Genomic DNA, 15,095 nt, shown 5'->3' on the forward strand with positions numbered 1-15,095 from the left:
TTTAGTCTCTGCTTGCGCCGAAAATTCTTAGCAGCGAAAGGAAGAGGTTGTAGATGTTTAGATACATATCTACGGCAGCCATTATCGGTGAAGTATAGGTGCCGTTGATGATGTTTTTAGTATCGTAGATGATATACATCGAAAAGATTAAAGCCGAAAAAGCTGAAATCGCTATATCAAGCACGGTGCTTTTGAAAAAGAAGTAGTTCAAAAGGCTTAGCACGATAATAGCCACAAGCGATACCAATAGCGGTTTGCCCCAAGAGTCGAAATTTGTCTTTGTATTCATCGCATAAACGGTAAGAGCACCGAAAGTAATCGCTGTAGCCACAAACGCATGCGTTACTACGTCTCCAGCGCCTGCTGCGATATAAATAGCGATCAATTTACCTAGAGTAAGACCGGTAATAAAGGTAAATGCAAAAAGCAAAACTAGCGCAATCGTATTAGCGCCGCGATTTACAGCTGCTTGCATACCGAAGATCAGCCCCATTAAAACTACCAGATATAAAATCGGATGAAGAGCCAAGCTCACGCCGAAACTCATCGCCACAAAAGCCCCTGCCGCTGCAGCTATCATCGAAGCGGTTAGAAGCGCATAGGTTTGTTTAATGGTCTGAGAGATTCGTCCTTGTTCCAGTGACGCGTCCGATAGTTCATAGCCGTCCGCGTAATTTCGTCTGTCGTATAGACTCATATTTTTCTCCTTCTTTTGATTTATGAGCGGGGAGTTTAGCGAAAATTTGGTAAATATATAATTAAAAATTCGCAGAATTCTATCTATTTATGAAAGTAATATATAATTCCCGACTTTTTTAAGGAGAAAGTATGCCCAGCCAGTTAATAAATGGAGCTATTAAATTTATGGAAGAAAATTTTGCCGAGCATGCCGAGCTTTTCGGAAGTCTAGCAAATCATCAAAAGCCCCACACGCTTTTTATCGGCTGCTCCGACTCGCGCGTGGTGCCGAGTCTAATTACCTCGACGCTTCCAGGAGAGCTTTTTGTTGTACGAAATATTGCAAACGTCGTTCCTCCATACCGAATTAGCGAGGAATTTTTAGCTACTACTTCGGCGATTGAATACGCGCTGTATTCGCTAAAAATCAAAAATATCATCGTTTGCGGGCACAGCAACTGCGGTGGCTGCGCGGCGCTGTTTTACGACGCTAAAAAACTTGAAAAAATTCCAAACGTAAGGCGCTGGCTAAATTTAATGCAGCCCGTAAAAGACGAGGTCGAAAAGCTCAAAGATCTCGGCACCGACAAGCGTGAGTGGATCACCGAGAGATTAAATATTATAAATTCCATGCAAAATTTACTTAGTTTTCCTGGCATCAAAGACGCCTACAAAAACGGCGAGATTAAAATTTACGGCTGGCACTACGTCATCGAAACGGGCGAGCTATTCAACTACGACGACGAAGGCGCGCATTTTACGCTATTAAATAAGGGAATGGATTATGAAAAAATCTATAATCAGCTTTTTAACGATTAGTCTTTTTAGCGCCGCTTTAGCGTTTGCAGACCTCAACACGACCGGCGAGGGAAGCTTTGTAGAGACGAATTCTTCTACTCCAGAGGCAAATCTTACTTTAGAAAATAACAAAACCGAGATCAAAAAGGAGGTCGCTAAAATTTTATCCAAATCCCTCGGTGCGGAGGATGGCAATAAAACCGAAGTAATAAATATGATCGCAGAAAAGGTCGCCAAAACGGAGACTTCACAGAAAAAAACTCCTAACGGCGAGACGCTTATCTCTGTAATCAAAGAGATTAAAAAGCTAAATTTGCAGCGTAGCTCCCTGCTTAACGGCGGCGATGCCAACGCGAGCAAAAACGAGCTGGACGCCATCGATCGTAATAAAGCCAAGCTCTTTGATCGCCTACCTTTCGCGATTACACAGCAGGATATGGATATCGAAAGCATAATGTCGTATGCACAAAATAAAAAGAACATCCAAACTACGCTAAAAAAATACGCTAAAAAGCAGAGCTCTCCCGAATACGTAAATGCAAGCGCGGATTTGGAAAAAATGGAGATGGCAGAGATCTTTTATACCTCACTTATGAAAATTGAGGATATGTTTGTAAACGGCGCAAGCAGAAGCGCGCTTGAAAGCGAGCTAAGTAGCACGCTACTAAATATCCAAACTAGGGATTTTAGCAAACTTAATGATTTGAAAAATAATCTAAGCAGTCAAGAGCAAATAGACGCCTTAGAGTCTAAAATCAACGATTTGAAAAACGACAAGCAGACCTACGACGAGGTGCTTACGTATCTATCGCGAAATAGCGATCTACTCGCAAGCAGCGTGGTTTTTACGAGCTTAAATTTTAAGTCGGTGATCGATTATATCAACGATAAAATTCCGTTTAAGCTCAGCCACGTAAATTTCGGCAAGCTGATTCTAATCACGCTGATTACGCTATTTTTCTACTCGCTTCGCAGGCTACTTGCCAACATCATCTATTTCGTATTTAAATTCTTTAATAAAAGCTTTTCTCTGGATAGCGAAACTCTAAAAACGCAAGTAGTGGGCATTATCAAGCGCCCGATGGGTATTTTGCTGATCGCTTATTCGGTTGATATCTGTCTTAGTATCTTTTATTATCCGGCGCCCGTGCCGATAAAATTTGCAAATTTATTCTCGATCGTTTACGTGGTACTTTGGGCATGGCTCATCATCGAAATCATCGATGGCTACGGCATTGTCGTGCTTGGAAACATCACAAAAAAAGGCGTCAGAAAAGATATCATAAATCTAGTCGTTAAAATTCTATACGTCATCGTAATCATCATCGCCGTGCTTTTGGTACTAAAGCGTCTAGGCTTTGACATCTCGGCGCTTATGGCATCGCTTGGAATCGGCGGACTTGCGATCGCGTTTGCAACCAAGGACATCATCGCAAATTTCTTCTCATCCGTGATGCTATTGTTTGATAACTCGTTCTCACAAGGTGATTGGGTCGTATTAGGAGACATAGAAGGAAATGTCGTAGAAACAGGCTTTAGAAAGACGACGATCAGAACCTTTGACAACGCTCTTGTTTTTGTGCCGAATTCCAACATAATGGCGCAAAATATCAAAAACTGGAGCCGCAGGAAGGTAGGACGGAATTTAAAGCTTACCGTAGGCGTCGAATACGGTGCGAGCACGGCTCAACTTCGAAAGTGCGTAAACGACATCAAAGAGATGTTAAAATCTCACCCGGGTATCGCTCAATCTGCAGATACGGCGCTAAATTCTAAAGATTTTCGTATGCGCTATAGACAAAATATGGTCTCTATCGACGATTTAGCGGGCTATAAAAGCACTATGTTCGTGGCGTTAGATAGCTTTGGCGATTCGTCTATTAATATTTTAGTTTACTGCTTCACAAAAACCGTAATATGGGCAAATTTCATCCAAACTAAAGAGGATGTTTTATTTAAAATAATGGATATCGTGGAGCAAAACGGACTATCGTTTGCCTTCCCATCGCAGAGCGTTTATATCGAAAATATCCCGGAAATAGCAAGCGAATGCGTAAAATCAAAAGTAAATTCCAACGACAAAGGAGAGCAAAATGGCTGATTTCGATGACTTCGAAGACGAAGAGTTCGATGAGGACGAATACGAGGACGATGATTTAATCGGAGGCGACGAGAGTTACAACTACAACTACGACGAGGATGATTACAGCTACGAAGACGACGACGGTTTTAACGATTATAGCGATTTGGACAGCGAGGATTATTAGTGTTTAGATCCAGGGTGCTGCCTTTTGATCCGCGCACGAATAAAATCGCGAGCTTGCAGAGTTTGAAATTCCATCACGGCGGGCTTTGCGAGGACTACGTCTCTGCCTTAAATCGAGATATTGCGGACACGCCGATACAAAACGCGGATCTTTTTATGATCATCACGCAGTCGTTCAAGGATACGCGCGGCGAGGAGTGCAATTTTTCGCAAATTTCAAAGCTCTATCGGATCTGCCTAGGTTTTAGCCGTATTTTTAACAACGCCTCTGAAATTTACAATCACGATTTTTACTTCGACTGCATCGCGCAGCCAAGCGAGCCTAGTGGCGAGCTCGCGGATGCTTTGGCGCAGGCTTTCGGCGGGATGGAAAATTTTAAAAGCGAGTTTTTAAAGCGCGCAATGGGGCTTTTTGGCAGCGGCTGGTGCTGGCTCGTATGCGACGAGTGCGGCGCAAATTTAGAAATCATCACGACGCAAAACGCGGATACGCCGATCGTGCGTGGTAAAATTCCGCTTTTAGCCTGCGATCTTTGGGAGCACGCCTATTATGTCGATCATCAAAATGCGCGCAAGTTCTACGTGGAGAATTTCTTGCGTTTTGCGGACTTTGGCTTTGCAAGCGACGCCTACTTTCAGGCAAAAAAGCAAGGACTTGACTCCGTAAAGCTCTACATCAGCGAGCTTCACCCTGCTGCCTCCTCGCGCTGCGATTGTGGCTGCTGCGGGTAGATTTGAGCTTTCGTTACACAGCTTCGAGCGCTGCGGATTTTCGGTTCTCTATGCCCGCCGTGCGCTAAATTTCAAGCGCCTTCCGCTTCTTGGCGTCTATATTTTGCGTCGCGAATACTGCACCGTATCGCCCGTGGCGTCGCGAGACCTTAGGCTTGCTATCTCGCCGTATAAAATTTACGTGGATTTTGATCTTGAGCTCATTTGGCGTCCACGGATTAAAATTTAAGATTTTTAATTTGAAGTTTGTTTGACTATAATTCACCGCTCGTTACGCGCCAAATTCCGAGTGCTTCTCCTTTTCAGCGCTTATATCTTGTGCGCAAATACCGCGTTACACAGACCTTATGTGAAATTTCGCTTTATCTAGCTCTGCTTTCTTAAAATTTCCACTGCCCGCGTATTGAAATTTAACGCTACGAGCGAGCATCTTGCAAAATTTTAAAGTTGCAATAAGCCCATGAAATTTTCATACCGAAATAAGCAGCGCATTCTTTGCTTCCGTAATTATATAGAGAGGCACTCTCTGCCTCCCTGCTTTGTTCACCCATGCCCTATTCGTAAAATTTTGTTTAGTAAAGCGGTCGGCAAATTTTAAAATATCAGCCAGATAAAATTTGCCGCGCCAAAGACAAGGTTGCGGTGAATTTGAATTTGGGCCTGAATAGCACGACTTGCGGCTTGCGAACCGCGGGCTAAATTTAACAAAATTTGATCGTCAAATTTTACTTTTTGGCAGTTGAAATTTTTAGCGTCGTTTCGGCTTGAAATTTCGCTTTAAATTTTAAAAATTTGCACCGTGCCAAAGTTGCTCGTTGCGCGGAAAAAACAAGCCGTATAGAAAGCCAAGCTATGCTGCGCCGGGCGATACCTGCGCACTATGTGTGCCAAAATATAGTGGTTTTAACCGTATCAGCTCAAATTGTGCGACGAGCTGCGCTGTGCGAGACTTCGTTAATTAAAGCGCCAGCCGTATTCGCGCGCCGCATAAAGCTGCTCGGCGTAGAATTTTACTAGTTTAAACGCAGCACATCGCTTCACAAACATAAAATTAGTCCGTTAAGGCGGCACTAGTCGCGCGGCATGCACGCCAAACCAAAAGTGCAAACCACGTTCGCTTAAATCCAAAGTCATACTCAATAAAATCCAAAGCCGCACTCACTCGAAACGTAAAGTCGCGTCTGTTTAAAGTGCGGAGCCGCGCCCTAATCAAATGTTAGAGACGTGAAGCAGAGATCAATCGAAACGCGAAGTCGTGTCTATTTAAAGTATAGAGCTACGCCTAATAAAATTAAAAACCGCGCTAGCTCGAAAGGTAAAGCTAAATTTATTTAAAACGCGAAGCTGCGCTTCAAAACGCAAAATTTCGCTCGCTTAAAACACAAAGCCATGAGTACTGAAAATATAAACCCGCGTCGTTAAAACGTAAAGCTGCGCCTACTCAAAATTTTAAACCTTTTTAAAATTCCAAACCCGCTTAAAATTTTAAAATTTAGCCCGCCTTACTCTCTTGCGAGCCCGTTTTTATCGGATTTGTCGCTGATTAGCTTGCCTGCTTCGTCGTATTTTTTGGCGCGCACGAGCCTGCCGCGCTCAAACTCGCCCTCGGCTTCGAGCTTGCCGTCTGCGTAGTAGTGCTTCGCCGTGCCCGTCTCCAGGCCATCCTTGAACGTAACTCTAGCCTTGAGCGCGCCGTTTTCGTGATATGTTTCGTATAGTCCGTGTTTGCGCCCGTCTCTGAACATCACCTTCGCCGCAAGCGCACCGCTCTCGTAGTACTGCCGCGCCTCGCCCGTTTGCCTGCCGCGCTCAAACTCGTATTCGCCCTGCAGCGCGCCGCTTGCGTAGTATTCGCGTACGGCGCCGTCGCGCTCGCCGTCTTTGAAATTTTCGACTACGTGCGTCTTGCCGTCCTCGTAAAACAACTTCCAAACGCCCTGTTTGCGGTCATCCTTGTATGCGCCCGTCTGCTTTAGCGCGCCGCTTTCGTAGTACAATTTTTCCGTGCCTTGCCTCTTGCCCCCTTTATAGCTTCGCACGCCGCGCACTTTGCCGCTTTTGTAATAATCCACGTCCTTGCCGTTTCGCAGCCCGCCCTTATACGGATGGCGCGCGCTTACTTCGCCGCTTTCGTAGTAGTCGGTGAAAACGCCCTCGCGCCTATCCGCTTTATACGCGCCCTGCTGCTTTAGCTTGCCGCTTCCTTGATAATACAGCTTGTAAAAACCCTCGCGCTTGCCGGCTTTGTATTCGCTCTGCGATCTCAGCTCGCCGCCGTCCGCGTAGTAGCTCTTCGCGACGCCGTCGTACAGGCCGTTTTTTAGCGGATATTCGTTTGAGGGCTTATCTCTGCCGTCAAAGTAATCGCGCTGAAGCACCGCAGTACCGTCCTTTACGTCGATCTCTCTGATAAGCGTCGGCGGCAGCGGCTTTGCTCTGGGGTAGACGACGCCCATAAAGTTTACGTCGTAGAGATCCTCGGCGCTGTAGTGCAGCACCTTGAGCGTCCCGCTGTAGGGCTTGTCCGCTACGAAATACAGACCGTTTTTTAGGACCGGCTCAGGTTGCATTACGATTTTTGGCTACAGAGCTTGCGCGCCTAGCGCCAAAAACGGAAGCAGGAGCTTTAATGCGCTTGAAAAGCTAAAATTTCGCATTAAATTTAAGCCCAAATTGAGCGAATTTTGCGCGGCTTTGCAGATTTTCATATTTTGCTTCCTTTGGCTCGGTTAAATTTTAAGAATTTTAAAATTTGAAGCTAAATTTTAGATAAATCCTCGCGGAGTTTGGGCTGTGGATTTGGTTTATGATGCGGGCGGAGCGCAGCCATGTACCCGTAAGCCTCGCGCGCACTGTTTAATGGAGCCGAGCGCTAAATTTCGGCGTGCTTCAACACATCCGCGACGATCGTCCACTCGCGCACGAGCTTTTCAAAGCTAAAATTTGCATTCGCAGGGCTCGTGGACGGTAGCTTAACAGGCTCTTTGCCCGTTGCGTTTAAAATTTGAGTTTTTAGATGTTTTTCGCAGATTTCATGCGCCTTGCCGCCGTTGGCGAACACCTGCACGATGCGTGCGCCGCTAAAGATCGGCTTTAAATTTGCGGGCACGACGGCGGTCATTTTGGCGTCGCTCGAGCCCTTTATCTCGCAGCAGATCGCAGCGTCGTAGATGGCGATGCGGCGGGCGAGTAGGAATTTTATCTTTTCATCCGTATTCATAGGCGGCGGCGCGTTTAAAATTTGCGCCAGCACGCGCCAGAAGCGATTTTGCGGATTTGCGTAGTAAAAGCCTAGCTTGCGAGAGGGGGCGGAGGGGAAGGAGCCGAGGATTAAAATTTTAGAATTCTTATCGAAAATCGGCTTAAAAGGGTGAGTTTGGCTCATTTTGCGCCTGCTTTGTATTCGCCGAAAACGCCCGCCGGAGCGCCATAAAATTTATCTTTCATTTTCGCTTTATCTCTCGTAAATTTCGCAATTTCGCCCGCGAAGTAGCTTGGGGCTGAAATTGCACGGCGGCAAAAATTTTAGCGCACTCGCTGTATAGCGCTGCGCAGTAAAAATTTTGATCAGTCTGCTACGGCGTGCGATTTGGGTCTAAATTTCAGCTTTGCAAATCCTAAACTGAGCTTTTGCGACTAAATTTAGCGCTTCGCAGCGGCAAAATTTTAACCCTCGCGGCAGTTAAAATTCCATCCGCCGCAACCGCCCCCGAAACCTTGCGCGCTAAATTTTAGGTACCGAGATCACGCGCACGAGCTCGCCTTTTTTGAGCTCTTTGACCTCTAGCGGTGCGACGAGCAGGACGCTATCGTCGTCTAAATTGTTCAAAATCGCGCTGGAGCCCTGCTTTTTGCTTTGTAGGCTAACAAAAAGTCGCCCCTCTCTGTTTTGCAAAACGGCGGGCATAAACTCAAGCCACGGCGTCTTTTTTACGTAGTCGTGATCTAAGATTGCACTAAATTCCGTGTTTTCGCGCACGCCGAAGGATTTTTGCAAAAATACGCGCAGAAACAAAATGCACGTAATAAGCGCTGAGAGCGGGAAGCCGGGGAATGCGAAGATATATTTTTCGCCGGTTTTGGCTACGCGCACGTGGCGGCCCGGTTTGATCGCCGCACCCTTTACGATGAGCTCAAATTTTGATTGTAGCGTGCTTTGCACGAAGTCGTAGTCTCCGACGCTCACTCCGCCGCTAGTTAGAAGTATGTCGGCGCTTTGTAAAGCCGATAGGATCGCGCCTTCCAGCTCTTTTTCGTCATCGCGTACTAGGGGCATTATCATCGCTTCGCAGCCTAGCTGCGTTACTAAATTTGCAAGCGCGATGTGGTTGGAGCTGTAAATTTGAGCGTCGTTTTCGAGTTTTTCGCCCAGATCCTTGATCTCGCTGCCGGTGGCTAGGATCGCTACTTTTGGGCGGATGAATACGCTTATGTGAAATAGCCCTAGCTCGGCTAGCAGCGCGATCTGCGAAAAGCCGAGCTTCGTGCCACTTCTAAGCAAAAGCTCGCCCTCGCGGTAGCTCTCGCCCGCCGCGCGCACGGCAAAGCCTGCGGAAACGGGCTTTGTGACGATAATACCGCCTGCTTGTACCTGCACGTTTTCGATCGGCAGAAGCGTGTCGCTACCCTCGCACATGAGCCCGCCGGTGAAGGTTTTGACGCACTCACCCGCCTTTGCCGCGGCGCTAGGCATCTTGCCCGCAGGCGTCGTGCCGACGATCTTAAATTTAGCCCCCTCGCTTAGATCCGCGCCCTTTAGCGCGTAGCCGTCCATTGCGGCGGTCGGGCGGCGCGGAGTGCTAAAGGGCGCCGCGACATCGCCTGCCAAAATACGCCCCAGCGCCTGCGTGATCGCGACTTTTTCGATGCGCGAGGACTTTTGCACCGTGTTTGCGAAGCGCTCCATCGCGCTTTCAAATTTTTCAAATTCCATCATTTGCCTCCTACGATTTTATAAATTTGATCTTCATTTATCAGTTTCGAGTTAAATTTCACAACGAGTTCGCCATCGGTCTCGTAAATTTCAATAATGCCCTTGACACCCTGTAGTGCGGAAAAATCGCCGCCTTTAGGAAAGTATAAATTCTTAAAAAGTTTTGGATCGCTCAGCCTAGAAAGTAGCACAAGCCAGATCACACCCAAAACCGCGACGCCAATGCCTAGCGCTTCGATGCCAATTTTGCCAAAAAGTGCGCCGCCGCATAGCCCGCCCAAAAAACTGCCAAAAAATCCGAACGAATTAAAAATCCCAAGCGCGGCGCCTTTTTGAGCGACTTTGGCAAATTTGGACGCAAGGCTTTGCATAATGGGCTCATGCGCGTTAAATCCCACGAAAAAGAGCATCACACCCACCACGAAAGCGCTCGCCCCGCTAGCAAACGCAAAAATCAAATACGAAGCGATGAAAAAGCAAATGCCGATGAGTAGAATTTGCTTAGCTAGCGCGCGCTTTTCGCCTAAAGCACCGCTCGCACCCATCGCAGTAAAGCCGAAAATAGCGCCTAGAGCATAAATTTTGGTCAAATCACTTTTAGAAAGTCCGAATTTTTGCACGAGCAAAATTGGAATTAGAAAAAACGCTGCCGTCATGAAAGCTTTTTGAAAAAAATTCGTTAAATTCATAAGCATTAAATTTTTGTCACTCAAAAGTGAGCCGAGCGGGACCTTTTGGCGCAGGGAACGGATATGCGGTTCGGTGGGTACTACGAAAAAAAGCAGCATCAAACATAAAAGCGTAAGCGCCGAACTTAGATGAAATAGGCTGGCAAGTCCAAATTTAGCGCTTAAAAGCGGACTTAAAATCATTGCGACACCAAAGCTCACGCCTATCATCGCGCCCATTACCGCCATCGCCTTGCCGCGCTCTTCCTCCCGCGTAAAATCGCTAATTAGCGCGGTAGCTACGGCTCCTACAGCACCGCAGCCTTGCAAAAAACGCCCAAAAATCATCGTATAAATGCTCTCGCTAGCCGCGCAAACGCAAGCGCCCAGGATAAAAAGCGCCAGTCCTATCGCAAGGGTTTTTTTACGTCCGATCTTATCGCTTAGCACTCCAAATGGCGTTTGCAAAATCACTTGCATAATCGCATAAATTCCAAAAAGTAGCCCCACTAGGCTTTCGTTTGCGCCGTGTAAGCTCAATGCATACAGGCTAAGCACGGGCAGCAAAATAAATAATCCAAAAAACCTCGTAGCGATGATAAAACTAAGTGGAAGGACGCTTTTTAGCATAATCTTAGACCTCAAATAATATGAAATTTGTGCCGATTATAGCCAAAAATCGTAACGAATTCTTTGATTTTGGGTAAAATGGCGGCTTAAATTTAAGGAGCGAGGATGAAAATTTTACTTGCGACGAGCAATAAAAATAAAGTAAAAGAGATAAAAGAATTTTTCACGGGATACGACGTGTACGCGCTCGGCGAGGTGCTGGATCCTTTTGAGATCGACGAATGCGGCACAAGCTTTAAACAAAACGCGCTTATTAAAGTTCGCGCAGTGCATGAGGCGCTAAAAAGTAAAAAATTGCAGAGCGAATTTTTTGTGCTAAGCGATGATAGCGGTATCTGCGTGGACGCGCTGGGCGGGGCTCCGGGGATATTTTCGGCGCGCTTTAGCGGAGCGGGTGCAACGGATGTGAGCAATCGCGAGAAGCTAGCCGCTAACCTGCGTGCCCTGGGGCTAAAGGAGAGTCCCGCGCATTATACGGCGGCGATCGCGCTAAAATGCGATCTGGGCGAGTTTTGCACGCATGGTTTTATGTACGGCACGGCGATAACGAAGCAGCGCGGGCAAAACGGATTCGGATACGATTTTATGTTTATTCCGCGCGGATTTGACCGCACAATTGGAGAGCTGCCCGCTGAGGTGAAATTTAAAATTTCGCACCGCACGAAGGGGCTGGCGCTGATGCAAATTTTATTGAAAAATTTAGAAAAACAGATGAGATTCGCTAAATTTCATTAAATTTAGAGCCGTAAAAAGCGGAATTTAAGAAAAAATATATATAATACGCTTTTCATTCAATCCACGAAAATCTTCGGAGCGTAGCGCAGGCTGGTAGCGCATCTGGTTTGGGACCAGAGGGTCGAAGGTTCGAATCCTTTCGCTCCGACCATTGTGGTGAGTTTAGCTCAGTAGGTTAGAGCATCAGATTGTGGTCCTGAGGGTCGTGGGTTCGATTCCCACAACTCACCCCACTTTATGCGCTCGTAGCTCAATTGGATAGAGCAACAGACTTCGGATCTGTAGGTTGAAGGTTCGACTCCTTTCGAGCGTACCACTGATTTGATATTTTGCGCTCATAGCTCAGTTGGATAGAGCAACGGCCTTCTAAGCCGTAGGCCAGAGGTTCGAATCCTCTTGGGCGTACCATATTAAGCTCATATTAAGAGCTTTTTAGCTAATATGCGCTTTCTTTTTTGCGGATGTGGTGAAATTGGCAGACACACCAGACTTAGGATCTGGCGCCTCACGGCATGAAGGTTCAAGTCCTTTCATCCGCACCATCCATTCTACGCGTTCCGGATTAGCTCAGCGGTAGAGTAGGCGGCTGTTAACCGCTTGGTCGCTGGTTCGAATCCAGCATCCGGAGCCATATATACTCAAAAACTCCTTTAGACCCCTGATTTTATCGATATTTAAAGAGCTTTAAGTTTTCTTGGTTTTATAAAAATTTATTCCAGAAATTTTTTAATATTCTAATTTCTCGTTATGCTTTCTAAGCCAATCTAGAATACCTTTTATAAAATTTAAAATTCTCATTTTGTAAATAAATTTGATAAAATTTAGCCATTTATTGATTATAATCAATTTTTTTGCCTAAATAAAATCTTAAAATTACCAACTAAATTTTTTATAAAGGATTTCTATGAGCGACAATCTAGAGATGTTCTGTCATCAGTGCCAAATGAGCGCGCCCGAGGGCTGCGGCGCAAAGGGTCAAAGCAAAGGCACCTGCGGCAAGGGCTCTACGCTCGCACGGCTGCAAGATACGATGATCTTCGGGCTTAAAGGTCTTAGCGCCTACCGCCACCACGCGCACGAGCTCGGCGCCGATACTAGCGCGGTCGATACCGTTATGGCGGACACGCTGTATTTCACGCTGACGAACTCAAATTTTAACTTTGACGAGCATATCGCGCAGCTAATGGCCGTCGGAAGCGCGGGCGTGCAGATGATGGATATTTTAAGCGAGGCGCATACCGCAAAATTCGGCGTACCGACCCCCGTTAAGGTCAGCCAAAACAAAGTCGAGGGCAAGGCGATTTTGGTTAGCGGACACAATCTGCATGCTCTTGAGGCGCTGCTAAAGGCGACCGAGGGCAAGGGCATCAATATCTACACCCACTCCGAGATGCTTCCTGCGCACGGCTATCCGCAGCTTCGCAAGTATCCGCACCTAAAGGGCAACGTCGGCAAGGCGTGGTTCGATCAGACCAAGCTTTTTAACGAATTTAAAGGCGCGATTTTGATGACCACGAACTGCATCGTGCCGCTTCGCTCGTCCTGTAGCTACGCAGACAGGCTGTTTGGCTACTCTATCGCTGGCACAGACGGGATCAAACATATCCAAAACGACGATTTTACGCCGCTCATCGAGTGCGCGCTTGCATGCGGCGACGTGAGCATGGACAGCGACGAGAGCTTGGTGACGGGCGGACACTACAAGACGATTTTGAGCCTCGCGCCGCAAATTTTAGACGCGATCAAATCGGGCAAAATCCGCCGCTTTTTCGTCATCGCAGGCTGCGACGCGCCGGGCAAGGGACGCGAGTATTACCGCGAGCTAGCACTTAGCCTGCCGAAGGACTGCGTGATTTTGACCTCCAGCTGCGGCAAATTCCGCTTCAACGACGTGGATTTCGGAAACGTGCCAGACACCGAGCTTCCGCGCTATATCGACCTTGGTCAGTGCAACGACAGCAACGGCGCGGTCAAGATCGCCCTTGCGCTTAGCGAGGCTACGGGCATCGCGGTAAACGACCTGCCGGTCTCGATCGTGCTGATGTGGATGGAGCAAAAGGCGGTCATCATCCTGCTTGCGCTGTTTAGCCTAGGCGTTAAGAATATCAACGTGGGTCCTACGGTGCCTGAGTTTTTCAACGATGAAATTTTGGGCTTTTTGGTGCAAAATTTCGGCCTTCGCCTAATCAGCGGCGACGCGCAGGCGGATCTGAAATACTTCCTAGGCGAATAAATTTCATAGAGAGGCAAATCGGGTAAATTTAAAATTCGGCAAAGCTACGATTTTAAATTTACCCTTTATACGCCGCTTTTAGCGAAGCTAGCTGATTCACTCCGCGGCTATTTTACGCAACGCTCATATTTAAATTTCACGACTATACCGTCCGTCTTATTTAAATTTTAAAATCATATAATCTCGCCAAATGCTTCGCAGAAGTTAATCAAGCGGCTTTAAATTTATGCCGTTAAATTCCAAAATACTCACAATTGGGTAAGCGGTGACGAGTGATATATTGTGAAAAAATACGCCTAGCAAAGCACTCGTCTTATAGCTTTGCCACATAATTAAGGTCGTGCGGCATCGCGTAGAAGCCTTTGCGCCGCAGACTCTTTAGGTCGGAACGATTTTAGTGATTCGGACGCTTCACATAAATGATTTACGATATCTCCTACTTTTTCGTCCGTCGTACCAAGACGCGCCCAGTCGCCGAGTCTGCAGGCTTTTTCGTAATAGAGTGCCGCCTCCTGCATTTCTTCTATGCCGGTTTGATACTCTGCATACAATCCGCAAGCCGCCCATTCTCCACCTATGCCATCGCAGCTCTTTTTATAAAGCTGTACGGCTTGCGCCATATCTTGTTTGGTGCCCTTTCCCTCTTGATACATCATGCCAAGCTGCAAGCAACTTGCTTTATGCTTGCCTGCGCAAGCTTTGCCGAGGAATTCTGCAGCTTTGCCTAGATCAATCTCGGGCGTCAGATTATCTAATCGCTCGGCTTCTTTCAGATATGATGCGGCGGCGGAGGCGCAGGAGTCGGCGCGTCCTGCTTCGCAGACGATTTCATCTATTTTAGTTCCCAAACCGCCGAACGCTGCATAGCCTAACAGCACTAAAGCTAAAATCATCTTTTTCATTACAACTCCTCTATAAATTTAAAATCACCTCAGCGGGTGGCTTTTTCGCAAGATTTTTGCAGTATCTTGTTAGAATCGACACTTATGATTTTTTTGCCCAATTTGCACGCCTTGTCGTAGTATCTCATCGCCGCTCTTTGATCGTCGCTCTCTATATTAGAGGCGTATATCGCGCAAGATACCCAGTTCCCCTCAGAATCGCAAGATATTCTATACTCTTCGGCGATTTTTGCTTTAATTACGTCCTGCACAGCTCTTAAATTTTGCGCTTTAAGCTCATCTGATCTGCTGCAAAATTGCTTTATCCCATCGTTAAATGCAGGGTTATTTTGCAATGCGGGATCCGAGATATTTTTGCCAAGCTCGCAGGCCTTTTTATAGTATTTCGCCGCTTCTTTATTATCCTTTCCCTCCATAAATAAGGCAAATAACCCGCAAGCGAGTATATCGCCCTTGCTATCGCAATCTTTCTTGTGTTGCTCGGACGCCTTTGCTAAATTCGCGTTATCGCCGTCCATAA

The 15,095-nt window shown here is 46.8% G+C and carries 13 protein-coding genes, 6 tRNA genes and 1 pseudogene; 12 read left to right on the top strand and 8 right to left on the bottom strand.

Going from position 1 to position 15,095, the window contains the following annotated elements:
- Position 1: 1 nt before the first annotated feature.
- Positions 2 to 697, bottom strand: coding sequence for a Bax inhibitor-1/YccA family protein (locus Q0620_RS05345; RefSeq protein WP_297880079.1), 696 nt, complete (start codon positions 695 to 697; stop codon positions 2 to 4).
- 131 nt (positions 698 to 828) lie between these two features.
- Here Q0620_RS05345 and Q0620_RS05350 point away from each other — a divergent pair, with 131 nt between their 5' ends.
- The 4 genes from Q0620_RS05350 to Q0620_RS05365 are packed head-to-tail and all read left to right on the top strand — an operon-like array spanning position 829 to position 4,474.
- A complete protein-coding gene (locus Q0620_RS05350) occupies positions 829 to 1,497 on the top strand; it encodes a carbonic anhydrase (RefSeq protein WP_298783573.1) in 669 nt (222 codons plus the stop codon).
- Positions 1,463 to 3,577 carry a mechanosensitive ion channel family protein gene (locus Q0620_RS05355; RefSeq protein WP_298783575.1) on the top strand — a complete coding sequence of 705 codons (2,115 nt, stop codon included), beginning with the start codon at positions 1,463 to 1,465 and terminating at the stop codon, positions 3,575 to 3,577. The genes Q0620_RS05350 and Q0620_RS05355 overlap by 35 nt, the downstream gene beginning before the upstream one ends.
- Positions 3,570 to 3,743: a hypothetical protein gene (locus Q0620_RS05360; RefSeq protein WP_005870938.1), complete on the top strand. Its 174-nt coding sequence runs from the start codon at positions 3,570 to 3,572 to the stop codon at positions 3,741 to 3,743. The genes Q0620_RS05355 and Q0620_RS05360 overlap by 8 nt, the downstream gene beginning before the upstream one ends.
- Positions 3,743 to 4,474: a superoxide dismutase gene (locus Q0620_RS05365; RefSeq protein ID WP_298783576.1), complete on the top strand. Its 732-nt coding sequence runs from the start codon at positions 3,743 to 3,745 to the stop codon at positions 4,472 to 4,474. Before Q0620_RS05360 ends, Q0620_RS05365 begins: the two co-directional genes overlap by 1 nt.
- Before the next feature lie 1,502 nt (positions 4,475 to 5,976).
- Here Q0620_RS05365 and Q0620_RS05370 read toward each other — a convergent pair.
- The 5 genes from Q0620_RS05370 to Q0620_RS05390 form a co-directional block, all read right to left on the bottom strand.
- Complete coding sequence (locus tag Q0620_RS05370; RefSeq protein WP_298783577.1) at positions 5,977 to 7,044, bottom strand: toxin-antitoxin system YwqK family antitoxin; 1,068 nt, start codon at positions 7,042 to 7,044, stop codon at positions 5,977 to 5,979.
- A 12-nt stretch (positions 7,045 to 7,056) separates the two neighbouring features.
- Positions 7,057 to 7,182: a hypothetical protein gene (locus Q0620_RS05375; RefSeq protein WP_298783579.1), complete on the bottom strand. Its 126-nt coding sequence runs from the start codon at positions 7,180 to 7,182 to the stop codon at positions 7,057 to 7,059.
- 164 nt (positions 7,183 to 7,346) lie between these two features.
- Entirely contained in the window at positions 7,347 to 7,859 is a 513-nt protein-coding gene (locus Q0620_RS05380) for a DNA-deoxyinosine glycosylase (protein ID WP_298783581.1), read from the bottom strand.
- Positions 7,860 to 8,198: 339 nt separating this feature from the next.
- Complete coding sequence (locus tag Q0620_RS05385; RefSeq protein ID WP_298783583.1) at positions 8,199 to 9,410, bottom strand: molybdopterin molybdotransferase MoeA; 1,212 nt, start codon at positions 9,408 to 9,410, stop codon at positions 8,199 to 8,201.
- The gene (locus Q0620_RS05390) at positions 9,407 to 10,705 is read right to left on the bottom strand and encodes an MFS transporter (RefSeq protein ID WP_298783585.1); all 1,299 of its coding nucleotides are present in this window, start codon (positions 10,703 to 10,705) and stop codon (positions 9,407 to 9,409) included. The genes Q0620_RS05385 and Q0620_RS05390 overlap by 4 nt, the downstream gene beginning before the upstream one ends.
- A gap of 105 nt (positions 10,706 to 10,810) precedes the next feature.
- On the opposite strand from Q0620_RS05390, the gene Q0620_RS05395 reads away from it, so the two are divergent.
- The 8 genes from Q0620_RS05395 to hcp all read left to right on the top strand — a co-directional run bounded on the left by Q0620_RS05395 (position 10,811) and on the right by hcp (position 13,673).
- Entirely contained in the window at positions 10,811 to 11,440 is a 630-nt protein-coding gene (locus tag Q0620_RS05395) for a non-canonical purine NTP pyrophosphatase (RefSeq protein ID WP_298783587.1), read from the top strand.
- Between the two features lie 74 nt (positions 11,441 to 11,514).
- Positions 11,515 to 11,591: transfer RNA gene (locus Q0620_RS05400), tRNA-Pro, on the top strand.
- Between the two features lie 5 nt (positions 11,592 to 11,596).
- Positions 11,597 to 11,673, top strand: a tRNA-His gene (locus tag Q0620_RS05405).
- Positions 11,674 to 11,679: 6 nt separating this feature from the next.
- A tRNA-Arg gene (locus Q0620_RS05410) sits at positions 11,680 to 11,756 on the top strand.
- A 15-nt stretch (positions 11,757 to 11,771) separates the two neighbouring features.
- Positions 11,772 to 11,848: transfer RNA gene (locus Q0620_RS05415), tRNA-Arg, on the top strand.
- Positions 11,849 to 11,897: 49 nt separating this feature from the next.
- Positions 11,898 to 11,982: transfer RNA gene (locus Q0620_RS05420), tRNA-Leu, on the top strand.
- Between the two features lie 14 nt (positions 11,983 to 11,996).
- Positions 11,997 to 12,071: transfer RNA gene (locus tag Q0620_RS05425), tRNA-Asn, on the top strand.
- 273 nt (positions 12,072 to 12,344) lie between these two features.
- A complete protein-coding gene (gene hcp / locus Q0620_RS05430) occupies positions 12,345 to 13,673 on the top strand; it encodes a hydroxylamine reductase (RefSeq protein WP_298783589.1) in 1,329 nt (442 codons plus the stop codon).
- 332 nt (positions 13,674 to 14,005) lie between these two features.
- On the opposite strand, the gene Q0620_RS05435 is transcribed toward hcp, so the two are convergent.
- The gene (locus Q0620_RS05435; RefSeq protein ID WP_298783591.1) at positions 14,006 to 14,575 is read right to left on the bottom strand and encodes a hypothetical protein; all 570 of its coding nucleotides are present in this window, start codon (positions 14,573 to 14,575) and stop codon (positions 14,006 to 14,008) included.
- Between the two features lie 29 nt (positions 14,576 to 14,604).
- Positions 14,605 to 15,095 (bottom strand): annotated as a pseudogene (locus Q0620_RS05440) (hypothetical protein); the annotation flags it as partial.

The organism is uncultured Campylobacter sp. (assembly GCF_938017615.1).
GTDB lineage: Bacteria > Campylobacterota > Campylobacteria > Campylobacterales > Campylobacteraceae > Campylobacter_B.

Excerpts from the sequence above, each read along its gene's own strand:
- Q0620_RS05345 (WP_297880079.1), bottom strand. The coding sequence starts at position 697 with ATGAGTCTATACGACAGACGAAATTACGCGGACGGCTATGAACTATCG.
- Q0620_RS05360 (WP_005870938.1), top strand. The coding sequence starts at position 3,570 with ATGGCTGATTTCGATGACTTCGAAGACGAAGAGTTCGATGAGGACGAA.
- Q0620_RS05395 (WP_298783587.1), top strand. The coding sequence starts at position 10,811 with ATGAAAATTTTACTTGCGACGAGCAATAAAAATAAAGTAAAAGAGATA.
- Q0620_RS05350 (WP_298783573.1), top strand. The coding sequence starts at position 829 with ATGCCCAGCCAGTTAATAAATGGAGCTATTAAATTTATGGAAGAAAAT.
- Q0620_RS05375 (WP_298783579.1), bottom strand. The coding sequence starts at position 7,182 with ATGAAAATCTGCAAAGCCGCGCAAAATTCGCTCAATTTGGGCTTAAAT.
- Q0620_RS05390 (WP_298783585.1), bottom strand. The coding sequence starts at position 10,705 with ATGCTAAAAAGCGTCCTTCCACTTAGTTTTATCATCGCTACGAGGTTT.
- hcp (WP_298783589.1), top strand. The coding sequence starts at position 12,345 with ATGAGCGACAATCTAGAGATGTTCTGTCATCAGTGCCAAATGAGCGCG.
- Q0620_RS05370 (WP_298783577.1), bottom strand. The coding sequence starts at position 7,044 with ATGCAACCTGAGCCGGTCCTAAAAAACGGTCTGTATTTCGTAGCGGAC.
- Q0620_RS05385 (WP_298783583.1), bottom strand. The coding sequence starts at position 9,410 with ATGATGGAATTTGAAAAATTTGAAAGCGCGATGGAGCGCTTCGCAAAC.
- Q0620_RS05435 (WP_298783591.1), bottom strand. The coding sequence starts at position 14,575 with ATGAAAAAGATGATTTTAGCTTTAGTGCTGTTAGGCTATGCAGCGTTC.
- Q0620_RS05380 (WP_298783581.1), bottom strand. The coding sequence starts at position 7,859 with ATGAGCCAAACTCACCCTTTTAAGCCGATTTTCGATAAGAATTCTAAA.
- Q0620_RS05355 (WP_298783575.1), top strand. The coding sequence starts at position 1,463 with ATGAAAAAATCTATAATCAGCTTTTTAACGATTAGTCTTTTTAGCGCC.